This window comes from Aeromonas sp. s10, from assembly GCF_040907975.1.
Taxonomy (GTDB): Bacteria; Pseudomonadota; Gammaproteobacteria; order Enterobacterales; family Aeromonadaceae; genus Aeromonas; species Aeromonas caviae.
In genome coordinates, this window is the sequence record NZ_JBFOCV010000030.1 from 115981 (window position 1) to 122774 (window position 6794).

Here is a 6794-nt window from a genome sequence, read left to right on the forward strand (position 1 = left end):
CAACGGCCACCCGGTTTGATTGGGATTCAATACAGTGGCTATGGCGTCTGCATGGCAACCTGCGCTGTCGGCTGGGCCTCTTTGGCACGCGCTTCGGCGCTGAGGGAAGCTTCGTAGCGGTTGTACTTCCACCAGGCGAAGCCGAGGAAGATCACGATCCCGCCAACGTTGTAGAAGATGATGGTCATGATGTCGGCGCCGGTCGGGAAGGTGGAGGCGAGGAAGCCCACCGAGAAGATGGCGATCAGCACCGAGACCACGACGATGCCGGTGGTGCGCGACCCCATCTTGAACTCCCGCGGCAAGTGGTCGAGCTTCAGCCGCAGATTGAGGTAGGCCAGCATGATGAACAGCGGCGGCAGCATGGAGGCGGCAGCGGTCATGTTGATGACGGTGTTCATCAGATCCTGCGCTGTGTTGGAGCCCAGAGTCGGGATCACCATCAGCGGCAGCACGATAAGGTACTGGATCCAGGCTGCACGGGCGGGCACGCCGTTCTCGTTCAGCTCGACCGTCTTCTTGCCGAAGATGCCGGCCGGGATCTCGGAGAAGAAGATCTTCACCGGGGTCGCGGTCCACATCAGCAGGGAGCCGAACATGGCGGTGAAGGAGACCAACCCGACGAAGCGGTTCATCAGGATCTCCGGCAGGCCGAAGTAAGCCGCCAGCCCCTCGAACACCTGCACCGAGCCGCCGGTATATTTCAGGGTGTTGCTGTGGACGAACACGTTGATCAACAGCGAGGCGATGGAGTAGAGCACGCCGATAAAGATCCCGGCGACGATGATCACCTTCACGAAGGATTTGGAGCCCCCTTTCACGTCATTGACGTAGACCGCCACCGACTCGGCGCCACCGGCCGCCATAAAGATCCAGGTGGTGATGCCCAGGAAGGCCCAGCTGAAATCGGGGATCATGGCCTCTACCGTGATGGGGTCGGCCGGTTGCACGCCGCCCACCAGTGCCGCACCCGCCAGCAGAATGTAGGAGAGGGTCAGCAGCAGCATCAGGGACGAGGTCACCGAGGTGATGGGGCCGAGCATCTTGGCGCCGTTGGTGGAGACGTAGGTGGCAAAGGCAAACAGCACCATGCTCAATGCCGTGGTCGCCACCGGAGTGAGAATGTACTCGTAGCCGAGAAAGGCATAGGAGGCGTAGGCGATGACCCGCGGCAGCAAGGAGGTGAAGAAAAAGAGGTTCACGAACCAGTAGGTGTAGGCGGAGATAAAGGCCCAGCGACCGCCGAGGGAGCTCTTCACCCAGGCATACACCCCCGCTTCGGAGTTTTTGTTCAGTGACACGAACTCCGCAATGATGAGGCAAAACGGAATGAAGTAAAAAAGGGTGGCCAGAAAGAACATCGGGGCCGAGGCCAGACCGATCTCGATGTTGTTGTTGATGACGTTGTTGAAGCTGAATACCGCCGCGAAGGTGAGCGACAGCAGACCAAACTTGCCTATCGTATTGCGTTTGGAATCAGACATGGTGCATCTCCAGACCTGTAGTTATCTCGCGAAAGGGCGGGGCATGATGTGTAGGGTGAGCCCCGCCCTTTCGGCTTTGTCAGTGCAGAACCGGCGGCTTGTTATTTGTTCTTGAAGTAGCCGCCTTCGACGGTGACCTTGATGATCACCTTGCGCACCGGCCCGTCGCCGACGAAACGGTAGGCCTCGTCGTTCTCGAAGATCACCACCTGACCGTTGCCCACCTGCTGGCGCTCACGCACCTCGCCTGCCAGCCACTCGCGGTCTGTGGTGTCGTCATAGGCCTGCTCGACCGCCAGCTCGCTCTTGGCTGCCCACTCCACCGTCTCTGCCCCTTCCAGGTAGTAGTGAACGTCGAAGTAGCGGCGCTGCCCCTCGAACAACGAGGTGGCCGGGCTGGCCCCCTCCTGCAAGCGGTAGGTGAGGGAGTCCCCGATGGAGTGGCAGATACCGGGCTTGAGGTTCGGCAGGTTGTCGATGGCCTCCACGCAGCGGCCCCACTTCTTGCCCTCCCGGTAGATGTTTTTGAACAGGGTCAGGTTGTCCAGGGTGATCATGCGAGGTTCCTCCCGCCGTTGATGGTGAGATCGAGCCCGGCCAGCGCAGCCGGATTGAGGTTGCCACGGGCGATGGGCAGCAGGGTCAGGCCGAAGCTGAACGGCTCGAAGCGCACCCGCCAGGAGTCCAGCACCTCGGAGCCCCAGGAGTTGGAACCCAGCCCCAGCACCTTGTGATCCAGATTGAGGGTGAGATAACCGCTCGGTTCCAGCTCGTTGATGTGCTGGGCCGCGTGGATATGCTCCCAGCTGTAGGGCCAGACGCTCAGGTTGATGGGGGCATCGGGCCGCACGTAGAGACCGGCACCGTGACGATTGGTCAGGGTCGCCCAGCGCACCTGCTGGCGGTTGCCGTTGTCCTGCGGGAAGGGGTAGTGCTCCCACATCTCGCTGACTGTGCTCTGGAAGCTGTCGATCCAGTTGCTCTGGCGGCTGTCCTGATAGTTCTCGCCCGGCCCCATGCCGTAGTAGTGCAACCGGTCGAGATCCTGACGAATGCCCAGCTCGAAGCCGATCTTGGGGATGATGTCGTCATAACCGCCGTAGGGCTGGCCGGACAGTGCCACGTGCAGCTGGCCGTTCGGGCTCAGGGTGTAGACGTAGCGGCAGCGCATGCCGAAGTCGAACACCGGCGGCGCGATCAGACTCTCAACCGTCACCTCGACCGCCTCGCCCAGCTGACGCCAGCTTAAGGTGCGGAAGTGCTCCTGCATGATCTGCAGGTGGTTCGGGTGCCACAGGCTCTCGTACTCCTGCTTGTGGTTGTCGATCATCGGCTTGAAGAAGGTGAGGCGTGGGGCTCGCTCGATGAGTTCGATACCATCCTGCTGCCAGCTCACCAGCTTGCCGTCGAGGCGCGAGAAGCGCAGGGCAAAGCCGCTGCCGCTCAAGGTCAGCGCGAGGCGCTCGTCGGCAATCTGCAACGCAGTGGCGTTGGGATTGGCAAAGGGCTGCAGCTGGCGAGTCGACTCTTTCAGCTGGAACTGGTACTGGCCCAGCTCGTGCTCCGCCGCGCTGTAGCGGGTCGCACTGGCCTTGATGACCCGCAGCTGGACGAAGGTTTCCCGCCCATCAAGGGATGGCAGCTCGAGTTGCAGCTCAGTGGTGGCACCGGGAGCAACCCCTTCCAACCGGATTTGCTGGCTGGCCAGCAGCTCGCCCTCGGCCTTCACTTCGACCAGCAGGCGGATATCGTCGAGAGTGGAGAACCAGTAGCGGTTTTCCACCGCCAGCTTGCCGCTGGCCAGATCCAGTGCCCGCACCTTGACCGGGCAGATCACCTGCTTGTATTCACGCAGGCCAGGCCCCGGGGTCTGATCCGGATAGATGAGGCCATCCATGCAGAAGTTGTAGTTGTTGGGGTAGTCGCCATAGTCGCCGCCGTATTTGTAGACCGGGCGGCCCTGCTCGTCCTGATCCAGAATGCCGTGATCGCACCACTCCCAGATGTAGTGACCCTGAATGTGGGGATGGCGGTCAAACACCTGCTGGTATTCGCTCAGGCCACCCGGGCCGTTGCCCATGGCGTGGGCGTATTCGCAGAGGATACGCGGCTTCTCCATCGGGAACTCGCCGAAGCAGTTCATCTGGGAGACGCGGGAGTACATGGTACTCACCACATCCACCACCTCGGCGTCTCGATCTTCTTCGTAGTGCACCAGCCGGGTCGGGTCGATCCCCTTGCAGCGCTGGTACATGGCTCTGATGTTGCAGCCGTAGCCGGACTCGTTGCCGAGCGACCAGATGATGATGGAGGGGTGGTTCTTCTGGGCGTGCACATGGCGCTCGATGCGATCCACGAACACCGGCTCCCAGAAGGGATCGTCGGTGATGCGGCTGAGATCGCCGACGTTGGCAAAACCGTGAGTCTCCACGTCGGTCTCCGCCATCACAAACAGGCCGTACTGGTCGCACAGCTCGTAGAAGCGCGGGTCATTAGGGTAGTGGGCGGTGCGCACCGAGTTGAGGTTGTGCTGCTTCATCAGCACGATATCGCGCTCCACCCGATCCATGCCGACCGCGCGGCTCTTGAGGTGGTCGTTGTCGTGGCGGTTCACCCCGTGCAGCTTGAGGTAGTGGCCGTTGACGTAGAAGAGGCCATCCTTGACGGTAATTTCACGCACCCCGACTCGCTGCGGGATCACTTCCAGCAGCTCTCCCTGACCGTTGTAGAGGGAGAGTTGCAGCTGGTAGAGGTAAGGATCTTCGGCGCTCCACAGATGGGGGTTGGCCAGATCCAGCGTGAAGCGGCAATCACACTTGCCGTCGATGGCGAGATGGTCGAGCGAGCCGCTGGCGATCTCGCTGCCCTGATCCAGCAGGGACCAGACCAGACGGTGATCACGGGCTGCTGCCCCCAGGTTCTCCAGCTCGATATCGCAGCTCAGGGTCGCGCTCCGGTTGTCGTCGGCCAGCGCGGTGCGGATAAAGAAGTCCTGCACATGGGCGGCCGGTTTGCCCACCAGATAGACGTCGCGGAAGATCCCCGCCATCCACCACATGTCCTGATCTTCGATATAGGTAGAGTCCGCCCACTGCATCACCCGCACCGACAGCAGGTTTTCGCCAACCTTGGCATAGGCACTGATATCGAACTCGGCGGTGAGACGGCTCCCCTTGCTGAAACCGACATAGTGGCCGTTCACATAGACCTCGAAGTAGGTCTCCACCCCGTCAAACTTGATGATCACCTGATCGCCGTCCCAGGCCGGGCTCAGCGTGAAGCTGCGCTGATAGGCGCCGGTGGGGTTGTTGGTCGGAACAAAAGGCACATCGATGGGGAAGGGAAAACCTTCGTCGGTGTACTGGAGCTGGCCATGTCCTTCCATCTGCCACATGTTGGGCACGGTGATCTGGCCCCACTCGCTCATGGGGCTGTGATAGAAGGCCTCCGGCACCTGCAGGGGGTGGTCGAAGTAGTGGAACTGCCATTGGCCGCTCAGCCCCAGAAAACGGCGGCTCAGCTCGCGCTGCATGGTGGCCGCCAGCGCGTGGTCGGCATAAGAGAAGAAGTAGGCACGCGGGTCCAGCCTGTTTTCACCAACGAATTGGACGTTTTCCCAGTTATTCACATGTCCTCCCGGAACAAGGCAACGTTAACTGGGTAAAATCTAGATAAACATTTACTAAATATCAGTTCTGGATAGATAAAGTTTTAACCTGATCACAATGAACAGATGGTTTTGTGAGCGAGATCCGAAGCGGGAGACAAAGGAGAGCAAGATATGAATGAGTGGCATGGATGTTGATAACAGCTGGCTGAATGGCAGTAAAATCAACTATAAGACATTGTGATGTGACGTCATTGGATGATATGGCAAAGCAGTTTGCTTGGTAGGGGTGTCGCACCACCGCAAGATGGTGCGACTAAAATGCAGGGCATTTTACTAAAATCAGCGCGTAGTACCACGCAGGGTCAACTTGCTCGGTACCAGCACCCGAAGGGGAATATCACGCTCGTCACGTAGCCGTTCGACCAACAGATTGACTCCCTGGGAGCCCATCAACTCGGAGTGGATCCGCACCGTTGAGAGTGGCGGGAAAGTGAACTTGGCGGTCGGAATATCATTTACGCTGATAAGCTCGATCTGCTGGGGAATCGCCAGTCCCTTCTCATGGATGGCACGCAGCACACCGATGGCGATGGAGTCGGAGGCGACAAACAGCGCCCTGGGCCAGTCGCCGGCCAGCATCTCTTTGGCCAACTTGTAGCCGGAAGCGCTGGAGAAGTCTCCGCGATAGAGGTCGCTCTCCTGTACCACGCCAAGCCGCTGGCCATAATCGCGAAAGGCGAGTTCCCGCAGATCCGGGCCATCATCCTGGCCACCGATATAGCCGATGCGCTGATGGCCCTCGGCGATGAAGAAGTCCACTACCTGCTGGCTGATGAGTGCCAAATCAACGTCAATCGAGTCAAAATCCCCCTGAGAGCGGCAATCCACGAACACCAGCTGGGCAGACAGGCCGCGCAGCACGGCCAGCCGTTCTTCCGGCAGATGGCCGATGACCAGGATGCCATCGACGGCAGAGAGCTCACGCCCCTCGGCACCGTTGTAGCAGTGGGCCAGCTCGATGTTGAGGCGGGTACACTGGGTCTCGATACCGTAGCGGATGGCCAGATAGTAGGGATCGTTGACCTCGGTGCTCTGGGGATAGGCGTAGACAGCCAGGAGCTGCAGCTTGCTCTTGTGCACCCCTTTGCGGGCGCTGCTGGTCTTGTACTCCAGCCGCTCGGCAATCTCGAAGATCTTCTGCCTGGTCTCGTCCTTGACGCTCAGGCTGGGATCCTCGTTCAGCACACGGGATACGGTAGCAAGCGATACCCCCGCCTCCTGTGCAATTTCCTTCAACGTAGCCATCAATACCTCGCAGGCAGCATCACGTGTTCATCGGGCAACGGCTAAAGAGTAACGAGCAATCCCTTGATAGCCCAGCATTTTTACTGAAATAGAAGCTGGGAATTGCGGCGGGAGGACAGAAATGCAAAAAGGCCTCCCGCATGGGAGGCCTCTTCTGAATAGGTGCCTGACAGTGTCCTACTCTCGCATGGCGAATGCCACACTACCATCGGCGCTACCGCGTTTCACTTCTGAGTTCGGCATGGGATCAGGTGGTTCCACGGCGCTATTGCCGTCAGGCAAAAGCTTGTACTGCTTGAAAATGGTGCTGATACCCAGAATCGAACTGGGGACCTCATCCTTACCAAGGATGCGCTCTACCGACTGAGCCATATCAGCACACTAACCGGTAAAGA

Annotated in this window: 4 protein-coding genes, 1 tRNA gene and 1 rRNA gene; all 6 read right to left on the reverse strand. The window is 59.7% G+C overall.

Annotated features, from left to right (window positions below; all coding sequences use genetic code 11):
- Nucleotides 1-38 precede the first annotated feature (38 nt).
- The 6 genes from AB5Y59_RS08820 to AB5Y59_RS08845 all read right to left on the reverse strand — a co-directional run bounded on the left by AB5Y59_RS08820 (nucleotide 39) and on the right by AB5Y59_RS08845 (nucleotide 6777).
- Nucleotides 39-1484, reverse strand: a complete 1446-nt coding sequence (locus tag AB5Y59_RS08820) for an amino acid permease (protein ID WP_368211830.1) — start codon at nucleotides 1482-1484, stop codon at nucleotides 39-41.
- A 101-nt stretch (nucleotides 1485-1585) separates the two neighbouring features.
- A complete protein-coding gene (locus AB5Y59_RS08825) occupies nucleotides 1586-2041 on the reverse strand; it encodes a beta-galactosidase subunit beta (protein ID WP_368211832.1) in 456 nt (151 codons plus the stop codon).
- The gene (gene ebgA / locus AB5Y59_RS08830; protein WP_368211834.1) at nucleotides 2038-5112 is read right to left on the reverse strand and encodes a beta-galactosidase subunit alpha; all 3075 of its coding nucleotides are present in this window, start codon (nucleotides 5110-5112) and stop codon (nucleotides 2038-2040) included. The genes AB5Y59_RS08825 and ebgA overlap by 4 nt, the downstream gene beginning before the upstream one ends.
- A 321-nt stretch (nucleotides 5113-5433) precedes the next feature.
- Nucleotides 5434-6399 carry a transcriptional regulator EbgR gene (ebgR, locus tag AB5Y59_RS08835; RefSeq protein WP_041214116.1) on the reverse strand — a complete coding sequence of 322 codons (966 nt, stop codon included), beginning with the start codon at nucleotides 6397-6399 and terminating at the stop codon, nucleotides 5434-5436.
- 164 nt (nucleotides 6400-6563) lie between these two features.
- Nucleotides 6564-6678 (reverse strand): 5S ribosomal RNA (rrf, locus tag AB5Y59_RS08840).
- A gap of 23 nt (nucleotides 6679-6701) precedes the next feature.
- Nucleotides 6702-6777, reverse strand: a tRNA-Thr gene (locus AB5Y59_RS08845).
- Between the last annotated feature and the right edge of the window lie 17 nt (nucleotides 6778-6794).

What these genes read in the sequence shown, in the direction of transcription:
- AB5Y59_RS08820 (WP_368211830.1), bottom strand. Translation starts at nt 1,484, where the DNA reads ATGTCTGATTCCAAACGCAATACGATAGGCAAGTTTGGTCTGCTGTCG.
- AB5Y59_RS08825 (WP_368211832.1), bottom strand. Translation starts at nt 2,041, where the DNA reads ATGATCACCCTGGACAACCTGACCCTGTTCAAAAACATCTACCGGGAG.
- ebgR (WP_041214116.1), bottom strand. Translation starts at nt 6,399, where the DNA reads ATGGCTACGTTGAAGGAAATTGCACAGGAGGCGGGGGTATCGCTTGCT.